The organism is Streptomyces sp. NPDC087422, assembly GCF_044744145.1.
Taxonomy (GTDB): Bacteria; Actinomycetota; Actinomycetes; order Streptomycetales; family Streptomycetaceae; genus Actinacidiphila.
The window spans coordinates 1-15,738 of the sequence record NZ_JBIUXT010000016.1 but is presented as its reverse complement, the minus strand read 5'-3'; the positions used below and the strand labels follow the sequence as shown (position 1 = coordinate 15,738).

Here is a 15,738-nt window from a genome sequence, read left to right as displayed (position 1 = left end):
CGTCTCCCCCGAGACGCACCGTGCCTAGAGGGGAACGATATCGGGCGCGCCCAGCCTGGCCGCATCCGCGGTCAGATCATCGGGCTGGAGCTGCGACTCGCGCTCGGCCTCCACGCGCTTCTCGTAGTAGGCCACTTCCTTGTCGATCTGGTCCTTGTCCCAGCCCAGGACGGGTGCCATCAACTCGGCGGCCTCGCGGGCGCTGCGGGTGCCGCGGTCGAAGGTCTCGATCGAGATCCGGGTCCTGCGGGCGAGCACGTCGTCCAGGTGGCGGGCGCTCTCGTACATCGCCGCGTAGACGATCTCGGCCCGCAGGTAGTCGTCGGCCGAGGTCAGCGGGGCGCCCAGCGACGGGTCCTCGGCGATCAGCGCGAGCACCTCCTCGGCGAGCGAGCCGTACCGGTTGAGCAGGTGCTCCACCCGGGCGACGTGCAGTCCGGTGCGGGCGGCGGTGCGGGCGCGGGCGTTCCACAGCGCGTGGTAGCCCTCGGCGCCGACCAGCGGCACATCCTCCGTGCAGCACTCGGCCACCCGGTGGTCCAGGCCGTGCACGGCCTCGTCGACCGCGTCCTTGGCCATCACGCGGTACGTCGTGTACTTGCCGCCCGCGACCACCACGAGTCCCGGCACCGGGTGCGCCACGGTGTGCTCGCGCGAGAGCTTGCTGGTGGCGTCCGACTCCCCGGCCAGCAGCGGACGCAGGCCCGCGTAGACGCCCTGGACGTCGTCCCTGGTCAGCGGGGTGGACAGCACCGAGTTGACGTGTTCGAGCAGGTAGTCGATGTCGGCGCTGGACGCCGCCGGGTGGGCCTTGTCCAGGTCCCAGTCGGTGTCGGTGGTGCCGATGATCCAGTGCCTGCCCCAGGGGATGACGAAGAGCACGCTCTTCTCGGTCCGCAGGATGAGCCCGGTGGTGGAGTGGATCCGGTCCTTGGGGACCACCAGGTGGATGCCCTTGGACGCGCGGACGTGGAACTGGCCGCGCTCGCCGATCAGCGCCTGCGTGTCGTCGGTCCACACCCCGGTGGCGTTGACGATCTGCTTGGCGCGGATCTCGTACTCGCCGCCCTGCTCGCCGTCCTGCACCCGCGCGCCGACGACGCGCTCGCCCTCGCGGAGGAAGCCGATCACCCGCGCCTGGTTGGCGACCTGCGCGCCGTAGGAGGCGGCGGTACGCACCAGGGTGGTGACGAAGCGCGCGTCGTCGACCTGCGCGTCGTAGTACTGGAGCGCGCCGACCAGCGCGTCCTTGCGCAGCGCGGGCGCGACCTGGAGGGCGTGCTTACGGGTGAGGTGGCGGTGCACCGGCAGGCCGCGGCCGTGCGCGGAGGAGACCGACATGGTGTCGTACAGCGCGACGCCGGAGCCCGCGTAGAGCCGCTCCCACGCCTTGTGCTGCAAGGGGTAGAGGAACGGGACCGGCCGCACCAGGTGCGGGGCGAGGCGTTCCAGGAGCAGGCCGCGCTCCTTGAGGGCCTCGCGGACCAGCGCGAAGTCCAGCATCTCCAGGTAGCGCAGGCCGCCGTGGATCAGCTTGCTCGACCGGCTCGACGTGCCGGACGCCCAGTCGCGGGCCTCGACCAGACCGGTGGACAGGCCACGGGTGACGGCGTCCAGCGCTGTTCCCGCGCCGACCACCCCGCCGCCCACGACCAGCAGGTCCAGCTCGTGCTCGGCCATCCGGGCCAGTGCCCCGGCCCGCTCGGCGGGGCCCAGTGTTGACGTACGCATCCGTGTGCCTCCCATGGTGGCGGCGCTCTCGCGTGCCGCCGCGGTGGATAGCCCTCCACTCGATAGTGACCGCCACCGCCGCGAGCGGCCACCCTTGACCCGCCGTCGAGGGGGGTGCCGGGGCGCGCCCGCGGTGCGGCGAGGCGGTGAACGCCCTGCGGGCAGGGCGTCCGGGCCGTCCCTCTCCTACCCGGCGATCCCGTGCCTCTTCTGCCCGTAACCCGGATGACTGCACGGCGCGCCGTGCGGTCATATCAGTCATTTGTCTGGTTAGCCTGATTTAAAGCCATCCGTGGAGCCATCCGTGGAGTCCCCGTGGTGGTCGCAAGGGAGAGGACTGAACCGCATGCCCGCAGACCTCGCAGTGCTCGGACTCGGCCGCACCGGACTTCCCCTCGCCCAGGCGGCGACCGCCGCGGGCGTCGGCGTCATCGGCTACGAACCCGACCCGGCCGCCGCGGCCGACATCAACGCGGGCCGCGTACCGCCGGGCACGCTCGCCGCCGCCGACCTGCGCCGGATGCTCGCGGGCGGCTTCCGCGCGACCGCGGACCCGGCGGTGCTCGGCCGGGTCAGGACCGCCGTGATCTGCGCGCCCACCCCGCTCGGCGAGGACCGCGCCCTGGACCTGACGGCGGTGTCCGCCGCCGCCCGCGCGCTCGCCGGGCACCTGCGCCCGCACACCACCGTCGTCCTGGAGTCGGCGGTCTACCCCGGCACCACCGAGGGGTTCCTGCGCCCGCTGCTGGAGGCCGACGGGCTGCGCGCGGGCCGGGACTTCCACCTCGCCTACTCCCCCAGCCGCCTCGACCCCGGCAACCGGGACTTCCACCTCGCCAACACCCCCAAGGTGATCGGCGGTTGCACCCCCGCCTGCACCGAGGCCGCCGCCGCCTTCTACGGCCGCTTCACCGAACGCATCGTGCGCGCCCGCGGCCCCCGCGAGGCCGAGGCGGTCAATCTGCTGGAGACCAACTACCGGCACGTCAACATCGCCTTCGCCAACGAGATGGCGGTCTTCTGCCACGACCTCGGCGTCGATCTGTGGGACGTGATCCGCTGCGCCGAGACCAAGCCGTTCGGCTTCCAGGCGTTCCGACCGGGACCCGGTGTCGGCGGCCCGGCCGCCGCCCTCGACCCCAACGCCGTCCCGCTCTTCGCCGCCATGCCCGCCCAGGGCCAGGTCCGGATGCTCGGCCACCCGCTGCGGATGGTCGAACTGGCCCAGGAGGTCAACTCCCGCATGCCGCGCTACGTCGTCCAGCGCGCCGCCGCGCTGCTCAACGAGCACGGCAAGTCCCTGCGCGGCGCCCGCGTCCTGCTGCTCGGCGTCACCTACAAGGCCGACCTGGCCTCCCAGGAGGGCGCCCCCGCCCGCGAGATCGGCACCCGGCTCATCGAACTCGGCGCGCAGCTGTGCTACCACGACCCCTACGTACCGCAGTGGCGCGTTCTCGACCGTCCGGTGCCGCGCGCCGACTCCCTGTGGGAGGCCGCCTCCGAGGCCGATCTGACGGTGCTGCTCCAGCACCACCGCACGTACGACCTCCAGGGTCTGGCGGTCAAGGCGCAACTCCTGCTGGACACAAGGGGGGCGACGCCCGCGGGCGCGGCGGCGCGGCTGTAGCGGCCCGCCGCGGCGGGGTTCCCGATCCGCGTGTAGTGGTCATGTAACGACCGGAAGAACAACTTGTCCGATTGTCACCCCCTGCTGCTAGATTTCGGCGTCCATCGTCGAATGCCGTATCCCGGGGGACCCCATGAGCGCCAACTACCCGCCGCCGCAGCAGCCGCAGCAGCCCGGTGGCCAGAATCCGTACGGACCGCCGCCGGGCGCCGGATACGGCTACCCGCAGCAGCCCCAGGCCCCGTACGGCCAGCAGCCCCAGGCGCCCTACGGTCAGCAGCCCCAGCAGCAGTGGGGCGCGCCGCCCGCGCCCGGCGCCTTCAACCCGGCCGCCTACCCGCCGCCGGTGCCGGTCGCCCGCCGCGACAACCCCGGACTCGGCTTCCTGGTCGGCCTGCTGGCCGCGATCGTCGCCGCGCTCGCGTACGGCGGCATCCTGCGCGCGCTGTCCAGCGACGACGGCAGCACCCACGAATTCCGGCTGATGGCGATCGGCGTCGGCGCGCTCGTCGGCCTCGCCGTCGGCAAGGCCGGCGGACGCAACCCGGCCCTGCCGTTCGTGGCCGTCCTGCTCGCGCTGTTCGCGGTCGTCTTCGGTGAACTCTTCGGCGGCGCCCTGGTGATCAGCCACTACGTGTCGGGCCAGGGCGGCTCGATGCCGGTCACCGACATCTTCTTCCACCACTTCGGCGACCTGCTCGACTCGTGGAAGCAGGACTTCAGCTTCATGCGCTTCCTCTTCCTCGCCGTCGCCGCGTTCATCTCCTTCGGCGTCGCGAAGCACGCGGGCGACAACTGACGACAACCGCCCCGGCGCGGTGACGCGTACCGCGCCATGACGCGACGAGGGGCCGTACCGCCTGCGCGGTACGGCCCCTCGTCCGTGCTAATGCGTGTGCGCCCTAGCGGTGGTGGGTCGGGGAGACCGTCACCTCGACGCGCTGGAACTCCTTCAGGTCCGAGTAGCCGGTGGTGGCCATCGAGCGGCGCAGGGCGCCGAAGAAGTTCATCGAGCCGTCGGGCGCGTGGGACGGGCCGAGCAGGATCTGCTCGGTGGTGCCCGCGGTGCCGAGGTTCATCCGCTTGCCGCGCGGCAGTTCGGTGTTGACCGCCTCCATGCCCCAGTGGAAACCGCGGCCCGGCGCGTCGGTGGCGCGGGCCAGCGGGGAGCCCATCATCACCGCGTCCGCGCCGCACGCGACCGCCTTGGGCAGGTCACCGCTGGCGCCGAAGCCGCCGTCCGCGATGACGTGCACGTACCGGCCGCCGGACTCGTCCATGTAGTCCCTGCGGGCGGCGGCGACATCGGCCACCGCGGTCGCCATCGGCACCTGGATGCCCAGCACATTGCGCGTGGTGTGCGCGGCGCCGCCGCCGAAGCCGACGAGGACGCCCGCGGCGCCGGTCCGCATCAGGTGCAGCGCCGCCGTGTACGTGGCGCAGCCCCCGACGATCACCGGCACGTCGAGTTCGTAGATGAACTGCTTGAGGTTCAGCGGCTCGTGCGAGCCGGAGACGTGCTCGGCGGAGACCGTGGTGCCGCGGATCACGAACAGGTCGACGCCCGCGTCCACGACCGCCTTCGAGAACTGCGCGGTGCGCTGCGGCGACAGCGCGGCGGCCGTCACGACGCCCGCGTCCCGGACCTCCTTGATCCGCTGCCCGATCAGCTCCTCGCGGATCGGCGCCGCGTAGATCTCCTGGAGGCGGGCCGTCGCCCGGGTGTCGTCCAGCTCCGAGATCTCCGCGAGCAGCGGCTCCGGGTCGTCGTACCGGGTCCACAGCCCTTCGAGGTTCAGCACCCCGAGGCCGCCGAGGTTCCCGATCCTGATCGCCGTCTCCGGCGACACCACCGAGTCCATGGGCGCCGCGAGGAACGGCAGCTCGAAGCGGTACGCGTCGATCTGCCACGCGATCGAGACCTCCTTCGGGTCCCGGGTGCGCCGGCTCGGCACGACGGCGATGTCGTCGAACGAGTACGCCCTGCGGCCTCGCTTGCCCCGACCGATCTCGATCTCTGTCACGTCCTGCGCCTTTCTTTTGACCTGCGGCCCCTCAGTATCCCCGTTCGGCCCGCGGGCGGCCCGTGCCCCGTCGGGGATGCGCCCCCGCGCGCTGCCTCGACACGGGACCTGTGCCCCGTGGGGGCGCGGGGAGAAGAACCGCCCGGGGCCGCGCCGCTAGGAACAACGTCCAGCGCGTGGCGGACGCACAGGGGCCCCGGCCCGGAGGACCAGGTCCCGCGCAAGCGCGGCGTCAGCCGTGGTAGTTGGGGGCCTCTACGGTCATCTGGATGTCGTGGGGGTGGGACTCCTTGAGCCCGGCGGCGGTGATGCGGACGAACCGCCCCTTGGACTCCATCTCGGAGACGGCGGCGGCGCCGACGTAGCCCATGGTCTGCCGGAGACCGCCGATGAGCTGGTGGAGGACGGCGGACAGCGGTCCGCGGTATGGCACCTGGCCCTCGATCCCCTCGGGCACGAGCTTGTCGTCGGAGGAGACCTCGGCCTGGAAGTAGCGGTCCTTGGAGTAGGAGCGGCCCTGGCCGCGGGACTGCATCGCGCCGAGCGACCCCATGCCCCGGTAGGACTTGAACTGCTTGCCGTTGATGAAGAGCAGCTCCCCGGGGGACTCCTCGCACCCGGCGAGCAGGCTGCCGAGCATGACGCTGCTGGCGCCCGCGGCGAGCGCCTTGCCGATGTCGCCGCTGTACTGGAGGCCGCCGTCGCCGATGACCGGCACCCCGGCCTCGATGCACGCCTGCGCGGCCTCGTAGATCGCGGTGACCTGCGGGACGCCGATGCCCGCGACGACGCGGGTGGTGCAGATGGAGCCGGGTCCGACGCCGACCTTGACGCCGTCGACACCGGCGTCGATGAGGGCGCGGGCGCCGTCACGGGTGGCGATGTTGCCGCCGACCACGTCGACCCCGCCGACGCTGGACTTGATCTTCGCCATCCAGTTCAGCGCGTTGCTGTTGTGGCCGTGCGAGGTGTCCACGACGAGGAAGTCGACGCCCGCGCCGACCAGCGCCTGGGCGCGGTCCAGCGCCTCGGGGCTGGCGCCGACGGCGGCGCCGACCAGCAGTCGGCCCTCGGAGTCCTTCGCCGCGTTCGGGTACTGCTCGGCCTTGACGAAGTCCTTGACGGTGATGAGCCCGCTGAGCTTGCCGTCGGCGTCGACCAGCGGCAGCTTCTCGATCTTGTGGCGGCGCAGCAGCGCCATCGCGTCGACCCCGGAGATCCCGACCTGGCCGGTGACCAGCGGCATCGGGGTCATGACCTCGCGGACCTGGCGGGAGCGGTCGCTCTCGAAGGCCATGTCGCGGTTGGTGACGATGCCGAGCAGCCGCCCGGACGCGTCGGTGACGGGCACACCGCTGATCCGGAACTTCGCGCAGAGCGCGTCCGCGTCGGCGAGCGTCGCGTCGGGCCTGACGGTGATCGGGTCGGTGACCATGCCGGACTCGGACCTCTTCACCAGGTCGACCTGGTTGACCTGGTCCTCGATCGACAGATTGCGGTGCAGCACGCCGACGCCGCCCTGGCGGGCCATCGCGATGGCCATCCGGGCCTCGGTGACCTTGTCCATGGCGGCGGACAGCAGCGGGATGTTCACCCGGACGTTGCGGGAGATGAGGGAGGAGGTGTCCACCTGGTTGGGCAGCACCTCTGACGCCCCCGGAAGCAGCAGCACATCGTCATAGGTCAGCCCGAGTGTGGCGAACTTCTCAGCTACTCCGTCGGCGTTCAGCGTCATGACACCTTCCCGAATGGTCTTGCCCGGCGAGTTGTTCAATGGTAGTGGCTTCGCCGCTATTCCCATGACGCCCTCGGCCGGGCCCGTACACCCGTACGGCCACCAGCGGTCGGACCGCGCGGCCGGACAGCGCCGTCGCACCCGGGTGCCGGGCCCGGTGCCGGGCCCGCCCGTCCGTTTCCGCCCGTCCGTTTCCGCGTGTCCTACGCCGAGAGACCCGGCGCGTCCCCGGCGGCGGGCGCCCCCGCCGTCTGTTCCGCGATGGCGCGCAGCCGGCTGAGCGCGCGGTGCTGCGCCACCCGTACGGCCCCCGGCGACATGCCGAGCACCTGGCCGGTCTCCTCGGCGCTCAGCCCGACGGCGACCCGCAGCAGCACCAACTCGCGCAGGTGGTCAGGGAGGTTGTCGAGCAGCTTCTTGGCCCAGGCGGCGTCGCTGTTGAGCAGCGCGCGCTCCTCGGGGCCGAGCGAATCGTCCGGTTTCTCCGGCATCTCGTCGGACGGAACGGCGGTGCTGCCGGGCCCGCGCATGGCGGCCCGTTGCAGATCGGCGACCTTGTGGGCGGCGATGGAGACCACGAAGGCCTCGAACGGCCGCCCCAGGTCGCGGTAGCGGGGCAGGGCGCACAGCACCGCGAGACAGACCTCTTGGGCGAGGTCGTCGACGAAGTGCCGGGCGTCGCCCGGAAGACGGGACAGTTTGGTGCGGCAGTACCGCTCGGCGAGCGGGTGGACATGCGCGAGCAGGTCGTGTGTCGCCTGCTCGTCGCCGTCGACTGCGCGCCGGACAAGGGCACCGATGGCCGGAGTGTCGTCGTCGCGCATCCACCCATGGTGCCTCGCCGCGGCGCGATCCGCGTCATCGCGGCCGTACTTCTGCACCGAAGCGTTATGAGCGGCCGAACCCGACGCTGTCATCTCCGCCATGTGAGGCCCCCGCCGATCCCCGAGGAAGTCCATACGTCAAGCATGCGTCCTCCCCCGGGAAACCGAGGACTTGTGGGCGACTTCGCCGGAACGGCCGCCCTCTCGGGCGTACGACACGACGGCTCAGCGAACCAGGCCCCAGCGGAAGCCGAGCGCCACGGCGTGGGCCCGGTCGGACGCGCCGAGCTTCTTGAACAGCCGCCTGGCGTGCGTCTTCACGGTGTCCTCGGAGAGGAACAGCTCGCGGCCGATCTCGGCGTTGGAGCGTCCGTGGCTCATGCCTTCGAGCACCTGGATCTCGCGGGCGGTGAGGGTGGGCGCGGCGCCCATCTCGGCCGAGCGCAGCCGCCGCGGGGCGAGCCGCCAGGTGGGGTCGGCCAGCGCCTGCGTCACGGTCGCCCGCAGTTCGGCGCGCGAGGCGTCCTTGTGCAGGTAGCCGCGGGCACCGGCGGCGACGGCCAGCGCCACGCCGTCCAGGTCCTCGGCGACCGTGAGCATGATGATCCGGGCGCCGGGGTCGGCCGACAGCAGCCGCCGTACGGTCTCGACGCCGCCGAGGCCGGGCATGCGGACGTCCATCAGGATCAGGTCCGACCGGTCGGCACCCCAGCGGCGGAGGACTTCCTCGCCGTTGGCCGCGGTGGTTACGCGCTCGACACCGGGCACGGTGGCCACCGCGCGGCGCAGGGCCTCTCGGGCGAGCGGGGAGTCGTCGCAGACGAGGACAGAAGTCATGACCGCCCTCCGCAGCTGAACCGCGTCACGTTGTGCCTCCAGGCTGTACGAATGTTCACCGTTGAGGCTGACGGCCTCGGGCACCTGCCCGATTCACTTGTCCGCCAACCGCTTCCGCCAGACTCAACGACCCTCACCCGAAAGAGTTACGAAGTTTGCCGACGGTCATCGGCACTCTACGTGATCATGCGCACACGGATCGCCCAGGCCGCAGGTCAGACGGGTGAGAGAGCCGGTATTTCGGAGGCGGAACGATTCCTCTACGGCCGAGCGGCCCTGCCCGGATGCTGCCGAACGGGTGTTATGCCAGATTTTTCACTGTTTGGACGCTCTTTCGCGCCTTGTGGGCTATTCGCCACTAGATTGGCGATGAGTCATATTTACATCTACTACGACAGTAGATGTACGGTCGAGACGCTGACTCTTCACGGCCTCCCAGACCGACACACACCCTCCGAGGGGATAAGCAATGGCAGACTTCTCCCGCCTTCCCGGCCCCAACGCCGACCTCTGGGACTGGCAGCTCGTGGCCGCCTGCCGAGGCGTCGACAGCTCGCTCTTCTTCCACCCCGAGGGCGAGCGGGGCGCCGCCCGGAGCGCGCGCGAGGCCTCCGCCAAGGAGGTGTGCATGCGCTGTCCCGTACGGGCCGAATGCGCCACCCACGCCCTCGCCGTCCGCGAGCCCTACGGGGTCTGGGGCGGCCTCACCGAGGACGAGCGCGAGGCGATGATGGGCCGCTCGCGGTCGCGGATGCCCTCGGCGGACGCCGAGGCGGGCCGCTCCGAGCGCGAGCCGTCGGACGTGCGCGACGCGACCGACCGGCACGACGCCGACTTGGACGACGCCGACCTGCACGACAGGTCCGAGCTGCACGACGCCGACCTGCACGATTCTGACCTGCACGACGCCGACCTGCACGACGCCGACCTGCACGACGCGTCCGACATCCGCGACGCGTCCCACGTGTGAGCGCGCTTTCGCGAGACGCCAGCAGAATCGTTCCTGCACTCCCGGCGCCGTCGGCACTCCCGGTTCCATCGGCCGCGTCGGCCGCGTCGGCCGCGTCGGCTCCGTCCGCCCTGACGCGTACGGCACGCGCGGCGCGCCGCCCGCCGGGCCCGGCTGACGGGCGACCGGTGCCCTGAGATCAGCGGGCCGCCGCCTGCGCGAGGCGGCCGAGCATCATGTCCACCGCCGGGACGTTCGCCAGATCGGGCAGCGTGAGGGCCACCACCTCGCGCTGCACGGCCGGACGCACCTCCACCACGGCGACGCCCTTGGGACGTACCGACTCCAGCGCCAGCTCCGGCAGCACCGCGACCCCGAGACCGGCCGCCACCAGGCCGACCACCGCCGGGTAGTCGTCGGTCGCGAAGTCGATCCGCGGGGTGAACCCGGCCCGCTCGCACACCTCCACGAGGTGGCGGCGGCAGCGCGCGCACCCCGCGATCCACTGCTCCTGCTCCAACTCCGCGATCTCCACCGGGCGCCCGCCGACGGCGAGCGCGTGCCCCTCCGGGACGACGCCGACCAGCCGGTCGGTGAGCAGCGGGCGCACGACGAGGTCGTCCCACGACTCCTCGGCCGGGGTCGGCAGATCCACGTAGCGGAACGCCAGGGTGATGTCGCAGTCGCCCGCGCGCAGCATCTCCACCGAGCGCGGCGGCTCGGCCTCCTCCAGCGACACCTTCGTGCCCGGGTACTGCGCGCGCATCGCCGCGACCGCGCCCGGCACCAGCGTGGAGCTGCCCGAGGGGAACGAGGTGAGGCGTACGCGTCCGGCCCGCAGCCCCGCGATCGCCGCGACCTCCTCCTCGGCCGCCGTCAGCCCGGCCAGGATGCCGACGGCGTGCCTGACCAGCACGTCACCCGCCTCCGTCAGCCGGGTCTCGCGGGCGCCGCGGACCAGCAGCGGGGTGCCCGCGGAGTGCTCCAGCGCCTTCATCTGCTGGCTGACGGCGGGCTGGGTGCAGCCCAGTTCGCGGGCCGCCGCGGAGAACGAACCGGTGCGGGCGACGGCCCGCAGCACCCGGAGATGACGTGCCTCGATCATCCGCCCACCATAAGCGGAACTTAGGGATACCCGACAGATATCGGTAATGGACTTTGAGGCGGGCCCGCGCCACGCTGAGGAGCCATGGACGCCATCGCATTCGGCAGCACAGGCACAGGCACAGGCAGCGGTACAGGCAGCGGTACGGGCGCGGGCAGGGGTACGGGCGCGGGCAGGGGTACGGGCGCGGGCGGCGGCGCCTCGGGGGACGGCCTCGCCGCGAACCGCCTCATCCGTGCCGAGTATCCGGACCTCGACCCCGGCGCGCCCTACCTCAACACCGCCACCGTCGGGCTGCTCCCGGCCCGCACCGCGGCGGCGCTGCGCGGGGCCGTCGACGAGTGGGCGGCGGGCCGCCCCGACACCGACGCCTTCGAGGCGGCCGTCGTCTCGGCGCGCGCCGCCTACGCCCGGATCGTCGGGGTGGCGGTGGAGCGGGTGGCGCTGGCCAGCACGGTCGCCGAGAGCGTCGGGCTGATCGCGGCGCGGCTGCCGCCCGGCGCCGAAGTGGTCGTCGCCGACCGGGACTTCAGCTCCCTCGTGCAGCCCTTCGCCGCCCGCGAGGACCTGGACCTGCGGATCGTGCCGCTGGACGCGCTCGCCGACGCGGTGCGGCCGGGCACGGCGCTGGTCGCCGTCAGCGCCGTGCAGTCCGCCGACGGCCGGGTCGCCGACCTGCCCGCGATCCGCGCCGCCGCCGCGGCCCACGGCGCCCGTACGCTCCTGGACGGCACCCAGTCCGTCGGCTGGCTCCCGCTGTGCGCCGACGACTACGACTACGTGGTCTGCCACGCCTACAAGTGGCTGCTCAGCCCGCACGGCGCCTGCTTCCTGACCGTGCGCGCGGGCGCCGAGCCGACCCTCTCCCCCGGCTTCGCGGGCTGGTACGCCGCCGACGACCCCTGGGAGTGGTGCTACGGCCCCGTCACCCGGCTGGCCCCCGGCGCCCGCCGCTTCGACGCCCGCCCCGCCTACCTCCCCCTCGTCGGCGCCGCCGCCTCCCTCTCCCTGATCGAGGAGATCGGCGTCCCCGCGATCCACGCCCACGACACCGCCCTCGCCGCCCGCTTCCGCGACGGCCTCACCGCCCTCGGCCACACCCCCGTCCCCGGCCCCTCCGCCACCGTCACCGTCGCCCTCCCCCCGACCGCCCCCGCCCGCCTCACCGCCGCCGCCGTCCGCTTCTCCACCCCCACCACCTCCCTCCGCTTCGCCTTCCACCTCTACAACACCCCTTCCGACATCGACCACACCCTCGAATCCCTCGCCTGACGCCTCTCCCGGCGGGGCGCGTCGCGGGGGGAAACGGGGCGCGTCGCGGGGGGAAATCGGTTGGGGGTGGGGGGGTGGGCGTGTTGGGATGGGGGGATGGATCGCGCTTATGTACTCGGGTTGTTCGATGCTCAGATGCGGCGGGACGCTCCGCCGGAGGGGGCGGGGACGCGGGTGGAGCGGGGCGGCGGGGTGGTGCGGCAGGTGGGGGCCGCGGTGCACGACTGGAGCGGGGTGCTCTGGTCGGAGCTGGACGAGGGCAGCGCGGGCCCCGCGGTCCAGGCGCAGCTCGCGTGGCTGAAGTCGCCCGAGGGGGCGGGCCGGGAGTTCGAGTGGAAGCTCTACTCGCACGACCGGCCGGCCGATCTGGGCGAGCGGCTGCGCGCGGCGGGGTTCGTGCCGGAGGAGCCGGAGACGCTGATGGTCGCGGAGGTCGCGGCGCTGCCCGGCGAGCCCGTCCCGCCGGACGGCGTACGGCTGGTGGAGGTGACCGACGCCGCCGGGGTGGACCTGCTGGCCGCCGTGCACGAGGAGGCGTTCGGTACGGGCGCGGAGCGGTTGCGCGAGCGGCTGCTGGACGCGCTCGCGCAGGCGCCGGACGAGATCGCGCTGGTGCTGGCGATGGCGGGCGACCGGCCGGTCTGCGGGGCCCGCATGGAGATGCCGCCGGGCAAGGACTTCGCGAGCCTGTGGGGCGGCGGGACCGTCGCCGAGTGGCGGGGGCGCGGCGTCTACCGCGCGCTGATCGCCCACCGGGCCCGTATCGCCGCCGCCCGCGGCTACCGCTACCTCCAGGTCGACGCGATGGACGCCAGCCGCCCCATCCTCCAGCGCCTCGGCTTCAGCGCCCTGAGCGTCACCACCCCGTACCTCTACCAGCCCTGAGAGCGGAGGCGCGCCCCGCATGGGACTGCTGCTGAGCGTCAACATCGGCCACCCGCGCCCCAACCCGTGGAAGCGGCTGCCGGCGACCGGCATCGACAAACGGCCGGTCACCGGCCCGGTACGGGTCACCGCGCCGGGTCCGAAGGGGGACGGCGCGGTCGGTCTGGCCGGTGACCGCGCGCACGACGTCAAGCACCACGGCGGCGCCGACCAGGCCGTCTACGCGTACGCCCGCGAAGACCTCGACCACTGGGGCCGCGAGCTGGGCCGTACCTTCGCCAACGGCTTCTTCGGCGAGAATCTGACCACCTCCGGCATCGACGTCAACGCCTCGCTGATCGGCGAGCGCTGGCGGATCGGCGCGCGCGGACCCCTCCTGGAGGTGTCCTGCCCGCGCATCCCGTGCGCGACCTTCGCGGGCTGGCTCGGCGAGAACCGGTGGCTGCGGCGCTTCACCGACGCGGCGCTGCCGGGCCCGTATCTGCGGGTGATCGAGCCGGGCGAGATCCGCGCCGGGGACCCGGTCGAGGTCGTGCACCGGCCGGACCACGAGGTCACCGTCGCGCTGTCCTTCCGGGCCTTCACCACCGAGCCCGAGCTGCTGCCGCTGCTGACCGGCCTCGACGCCCTCCCCCGCGAGGACCGCGACGCGATCCGCCGCCGCCTCGCCCGCGACGCGAAATAGGCTGCCTCCCATGTCCCGAGTGCGCTCCGTGAACGTCGCCCGCCCCCTCGTCGTGCCCTACACCGACGGCGAAGGCGGCCTCACCGGCATCGGGAAGCTCCCGGTGACCGGACCCGTCGCCGTCACGGCGCCCGGACCGCGCGGCGTCGCGGGCGGCGGCCTCGCCGGGGACACCGTCTGCGACCTGCGCTTCCACGGCGGCGACGAACAGGCGGTGTACGCGTACGCCCGCGAGGATCTCGACCGCTGGGAGCGGCGGCTGGGGCGCGAGCTGCCCGACGGCCGCTTCGGCGAGAATCTGACCACCACCGGCATCGACGTCAACGCCGCGCTGATCGGCGAGCGCTGGCGGATCGGCGCCGCGGGGCTCGTCCTCGAAGTGACCTCGCCCCGCATCCCGTGCCGCACCTTCGCCGGGTGGCTGGACGAACGCGGATGGGTCAAGCGGTTCACCCGGGAGGGGCTGCCTGGCCCGTTCCTGCGGGTGATCACACCGGGCGAGGTCCGCGCGGGGGACCCGGTCGAGGTCGTGCACCGGCCGGACCACGAGGTCACCGTCGCCTTCCTCTTCCGGGCGATGACCCTGGAGTCCGAGCTGCTGCCGCGGGTCATGGCCGCGGCCGACACCATGAACCGTACGTATCTGGAGGCGGTCAACAGCCGCTTGAGTCCGGCGCGTTGACGAAGGGTCCGGCGGCGGCCCGTACGCTGCCGGGATGACGACTTCACTGGTCACCGGGGCGACCTCCGGCATCGGAGCGGCCTTCGTACGACGGCTCGCCGCCGACGGACACGCCCTCGTCCTCGTCGCCCGCGACGAACAGCGGCTCGCCGACACCGCGGCCGGGCTGCGCGAGCGGTACGGGGCCGACGTCGAGGTGCTCCCCGCCGACCTCACCACCGACGACGGGATCGCCGCCGTGGAAGCGCGGCTGCGCGACCGGGAACGGCCCGTCGACGTCCTCGTCAACAACGCCGGTTTCGGCAACCACGGCACCTTCCTCGACGCCCCCATGTCCGACGAGCTGCGCATGCTCAAGCTGCACTGCGAGGCCGTGCTGCGCCTCACCGGCGCGGCCGTCGAGACCATGCGCCCGCGGGGGCGCGGGTACGTGATCAACGTCTCGTCCGTCGCGGCCTACATGCCTCGCGGCACGTACGGGGCCAGCAAGGCGTGGATCGTCCACTTCACCGAGGGCGTGGCCGCCGAGACGGCCGGGTCCGGCGTGCGGCTCCTCGCCCTGTGCCCCGGCTTCGTCCGCACCGAATTCCACGCCCGGGCCGGGATGGACGCCTCCCGGCTGCCCTCCTTCGCCTGGCTCGACGCCGATGCCGTGGTCACGGCGGCTCTGCGTGATCTCGCCCGTCGGCGCACTCTCAGCGTGCCCTCCGCCCGCTACAAACTCGCCGTGTCCCTTGCCCGGCACCTTCCTCCCGGCCTCTACGCAGCCGCCTCCACCCGCGCCGGCCGCCGCTTCGACCCTCGTGGGTAAGCCGATCCCTCAGCTCACGCCCCCAGGGCCGCAGCTACGCGCGCCGCGCCGACGCAGGGCCTGTTTTTCAGGGCCGCAGCTACGCGCGCCGGGCCGACGCAGGGCCTGTTTTTAGGGGCGCGGGGAACTGCGCGACCAGCCCCCACCGGGCTTTCAGTCCGAGAACAACAGCGACTGCCCCGCTGGGGCCGGTTTTCACCCGCGCCACCGCGCGGGCTGAGCGCGCAGTTCCCCGCGCCCCTAACTACACGGCGTGCCGCCTCGGCAGAAGAAGCGTCCCGGGGCCGCGCCCCGAAAAAGAACGGCCTGACGCCCAGCGCAAGGAAACCGCCCCGGGGCCGCGCCCCGAAAAAGATCGGCGTGACGCCCAGGGCAAGGGAGCCGTCCGGGGGCGCGTCGCGGGGAAGGCGGTGTGCCGCCTCTGGGGGAGGCGGCGTAGGGCGGGGGCGGGGAAAGGGGGCGGCCCCCGGCCCCCCCGGGGGGGGGGCGGGGGCCCCCCCCGGGCCCCCCCCCCCCCCCCCACCCGGGGGGCGCCGGCCCCCCCCGCCCCCCCCCCCCCGGGCGCCCATAA

14 protein-coding genes and 1 pseudogene are annotated in these 15,738 nt (G+C 73.1%); 9 read left to right on the top strand and 6 right to left on the bottom strand.

Features of this window, described 5'->3' with window-relative positions; translation table 11 throughout:
* Positions 1–24 precede the first annotated feature (24 nt).
* Positions 25–1,731 carry a glycerol-3-phosphate dehydrogenase/oxidase gene (locus ACIO6U_RS33350; protein WP_188281981.1) on the bottom strand — a complete coding sequence of 569 codons (1,707 nt, stop codon included), beginning with the start codon at positions 1,729–1,731 and terminating at the stop codon, positions 25–27.
* A gap of 346 nt (positions 1,732–2,077) precedes the next feature.
* On the opposite strand from ACIO6U_RS33350, the gene ACIO6U_RS33345 reads away from it, so the two are divergent.
* The gene (locus ACIO6U_RS33345; RefSeq protein WP_355336803.1) at positions 2,078–3,358 is read left to right on the top strand and encodes a nucleotide sugar dehydrogenase; all 1,281 of its coding nucleotides are present in this window, start codon (positions 2,078–2,080) and stop codon (positions 3,356–3,358) included.
* A 133-nt stretch (positions 3,359–3,491) separates the two neighbouring features.
* Positions 3,492–4,157 (top strand): hypothetical protein, encoded by a 666-nt coding sequence (locus ACIO6U_RS33340; RefSeq protein ID WP_355336802.1) that lies wholly within the window; start codon positions 3,492–3,494, stop codon positions 4,155–4,157.
* 103 nt (positions 4,158–4,260) lie between these two features.
* On the opposite strand, the gene ACIO6U_RS33335 is transcribed toward ACIO6U_RS33340, so the two are convergent.
* From ACIO6U_RS33335 to ACIO6U_RS33320, 4 genes are all read right to left on the bottom strand, one after another.
* Positions 4,261–5,382: a GuaB3 family IMP dehydrogenase-related protein gene (locus tag ACIO6U_RS33335; protein ID WP_355336800.1), complete on the bottom strand. Its 1,122-nt coding sequence runs from the start codon at positions 5,380–5,382 to the stop codon at positions 4,261–4,263.
* A gap of 232 nt (positions 5,383–5,614) precedes the next feature.
* Positions 5,615–7,117 (bottom strand): IMP dehydrogenase, encoded by a 1,503-nt coding sequence (gene guaB, locus ACIO6U_RS33330; protein ID WP_355336799.1) that lies wholly within the window; start codon positions 7,115–7,117, stop codon positions 5,615–5,617.
* 203 nt (positions 7,118–7,320) lie between these two features.
* Complete coding sequence (locus ACIO6U_RS33325; RefSeq protein ID WP_355336798.1) at positions 7,321–7,941, bottom strand: sigma-70 family RNA polymerase sigma factor; 621 nt, start codon at positions 7,939–7,941, stop codon at positions 7,321–7,323.
* A 225-nt stretch (positions 7,942–8,166) separates the two neighbouring features.
* Positions 8,167–8,778, bottom strand: coding sequence for a response regulator transcription factor (locus ACIO6U_RS33320; RefSeq protein ID WP_003948568.1), 612 nt, complete (start codon positions 8,776–8,778; stop codon positions 8,167–8,169).
* Positions 8,779–9,247: 469 nt separating this feature from the next.
* On the opposite strand from ACIO6U_RS33320, the pseudogene ACIO6U_RS33315 reads away from it, so the two are divergent.
* A pseudogene (locus ACIO6U_RS33315) lies at positions 9,248–9,562 on the top strand (WhiB family transcriptional regulator); the annotation flags it as partial.
* Positions 9,563–9,580: 18 nt separating this feature from the next.
* Positions 9,581–9,748: a pentapeptide repeat-containing protein gene (locus tag ACIO6U_RS33310; RefSeq protein WP_401725033.1), complete on the top strand. Its 168-nt coding sequence runs from the start codon at positions 9,581–9,583 to the stop codon at positions 9,746–9,748.
* A 178-nt stretch (positions 9,749–9,926) separates the two neighbouring features.
* Here ACIO6U_RS33310 and ACIO6U_RS33305 read toward each other — a convergent pair whose 3' ends face one another.
* Positions 9,927–10,832 carry a LysR family transcriptional regulator gene (locus ACIO6U_RS33305; protein ID WP_401309282.1) on the bottom strand — a complete coding sequence of 302 codons (906 nt, stop codon included), beginning with the start codon at positions 10,830–10,832 and terminating at the stop codon, positions 9,927–9,929.
* A gap of 84 nt (positions 10,833–10,916) precedes the next feature.
* On the opposite strand from ACIO6U_RS33305, the gene ACIO6U_RS33300 reads away from it, so the two are divergent.
* From ACIO6U_RS33300 to ACIO6U_RS33280, 5 genes are all read left to right on the top strand, one after another.
* A complete protein-coding gene (locus tag ACIO6U_RS33300) occupies positions 10,917–12,104 on the top strand; it encodes an aminotransferase class V-fold PLP-dependent enzyme (protein ID WP_401724840.1) in 1,188 nt (395 codons plus the stop codon).
* A gap of 96 nt (positions 12,105–12,200) precedes the next feature.
* Positions 12,201–12,989 carry a GNAT family N-acetyltransferase gene (locus ACIO6U_RS33295; protein WP_401724838.1) on the top strand — a complete coding sequence of 263 codons (789 nt, stop codon included), beginning with the start codon at positions 12,201–12,203 and terminating at the stop codon, positions 12,987–12,989.
* Positions 12,990–13,008: 19 nt separating this feature from the next.
* Positions 13,009–13,674 (top strand): MOSC domain-containing protein, encoded by a 666-nt coding sequence (locus ACIO6U_RS33290; protein WP_391050438.1) that lies wholly within the window; start codon positions 13,009–13,011, stop codon positions 13,672–13,674.
* 10 nt (positions 13,675–13,684) lie between these two features.
* Positions 13,685–14,356, top strand: coding sequence for an MOSC domain-containing protein (locus ACIO6U_RS33285; RefSeq protein WP_401309269.1), 672 nt, complete (start codon positions 13,685–13,687; stop codon positions 14,354–14,356).
* 34 nt (positions 14,357–14,390) lie between these two features.
* Positions 14,391–15,167 carry an SDR family NAD(P)-dependent oxidoreductase gene (locus tag ACIO6U_RS33280; protein WP_401309266.1) on the top strand — a complete coding sequence of 259 codons (777 nt, stop codon included), beginning with the start codon at positions 14,391–14,393 and terminating at the stop codon, positions 15,165–15,167.
* Positions 15,168–15,738 lie beyond the last annotated feature (571 nt).

Excerpts from the sequence above, each read along its gene's own strand:
- ACIO6U_RS33350 (WP_188281981.1), bottom strand. The coding sequence starts at position 1,731 with ATGCGTACGTCAACACTGGGCCCCGCCGAGCGGGCCGGGGCACTGGCC.
- ACIO6U_RS33345 (WP_355336803.1), top strand. The coding sequence starts at position 2,078 with ATGCCCGCAGACCTCGCAGTGCTCGGACTCGGCCGCACCGGACTTCCC.
- ACIO6U_RS33340 (WP_355336802.1), top strand. The coding sequence starts at position 3,492 with ATGAGCGCCAACTACCCGCCGCCGCAGCAGCCGCAGCAGCCCGGTGGC.
- guaB (WP_355336799.1), bottom strand. The coding sequence starts at position 7,117 with ATGACGCTGAACGCCGACGGAGTAGCTGAGAAGTTCGCCACACTCGGG.
- ACIO6U_RS33325 (WP_355336798.1), bottom strand. The coding sequence starts at position 7,941 with ATGCGCGACGACGACACTCCGGCCATCGGTGCCCTTGTCCGGCGCGCA.
- ACIO6U_RS33320 (WP_003948568.1), bottom strand. The coding sequence starts at position 8,778 with ATGACTTCTGTCCTCGTCTGCGACGACTCCCCGCTCGCCCGAGAGGCC.
- ACIO6U_RS33305 (WP_401309282.1), bottom strand. The coding sequence starts at position 10,832 with ATGATCGAGGCACGTCATCTCCGGGTGCTGCGGGCCGTCGCCCGCACC.
- ACIO6U_RS33300 (WP_401724840.1), top strand. The coding sequence starts at position 10,917 with ATGGACGCCATCGCATTCGGCAGCACAGGCACAGGCACAGGCAGCGGT.
- ACIO6U_RS33295 (WP_401724838.1), top strand. The coding sequence starts at position 12,201 with ATGGATCGCGCTTATGTACTCGGGTTGTTCGATGCTCAGATGCGGCGG.
- ACIO6U_RS33290 (WP_391050438.1), top strand. The coding sequence starts at position 13,009 with ATGGGACTGCTGCTGAGCGTCAACATCGGCCACCCGCGCCCCAACCCG.
- ACIO6U_RS33285 (WP_401309269.1), top strand. The coding sequence starts at position 13,685 with ATGTCCCGAGTGCGCTCCGTGAACGTCGCCCGCCCCCTCGTCGTGCCC.
- ACIO6U_RS33280 (WP_401309266.1), top strand. The coding sequence starts at position 14,391 with ATGACGACTTCACTGGTCACCGGGGCGACCTCCGGCATCGGAGCGGCC.